At 71.6% G+C, this 593-nt stretch carries 1 protein-coding gene; it reads right to left on the bottom strand.

Annotated elements, in window-relative coordinates; genetic code table 11:
* The coding region (locus AC1DQ3_RS36665) for a hypothetical protein (protein WP_477124970.1) at positions 1–487 on the bottom strand (487 nt) is incomplete at its 3' end.
* Between the last annotated feature and the right edge of the window lie 106 nt (positions 488–593).

The raw sequence follows: 593 nt of genomic DNA, 5'->3' as shown, positions 1-593 counted from the left end.
CCTTGAAGGCCGGCTCGCGGCGCAGAGGGCTTTCCGTGGCGCCCGAGAGCAGGGACAGCTCGCTCAGGCTGAGGCCGGGCCGCTGCTCGTGCAGTCGGCGGGCGTAGGCCTGACTGGCTTCCCCGTCCCGGCGCGGCACGGCGTCGCGAATGGCGGCCAGTTCAACGGGGAGCGCCTTGAAGACCGGCTCGCGGCGCAGATGGCCTTCCAAGGCGCCCGAGAGCAGGGACAGCTCGTTCAGGCTGAGGCCGGGCCGCTGCTCGTGCAGTCGGCGGGCGTAGGSCAGACTGGCTTCCCCGTCCCGGCGCGGCACGGCGTCGCGAATGGCGGCCAGTTCCACGGAGAGCGCCTTGAAGACCGGCTCGCGGCGCAGATGGCTTTCCGTGGCGCCCGAGAGCAGGGACAGCTCGCTCAGGCTGAGGCCGGGCCGCTGCTCGTGCAGTCGGCGGGCGTAGGGCAGACTGGCTTCGCCATCCCGGCGCGGCACGGCGTCGCGAATGGGGGCCAGCCTTGCCTGGGTTTCAGGGGCAATGCCCGCAGGAACGTCCCTCGGGTGTGATAAACGCGCAATCTTCGCTGGGAGGCTGTCGTCG

The sequence above is a fragment of the Cupriavidus sp. 01T418 genome (assembly GCF_056398885.1).
Note: the sequence above shows the minus strand (reverse complement) of the source record. Positions and strands in the feature narration are given on the sequence as shown.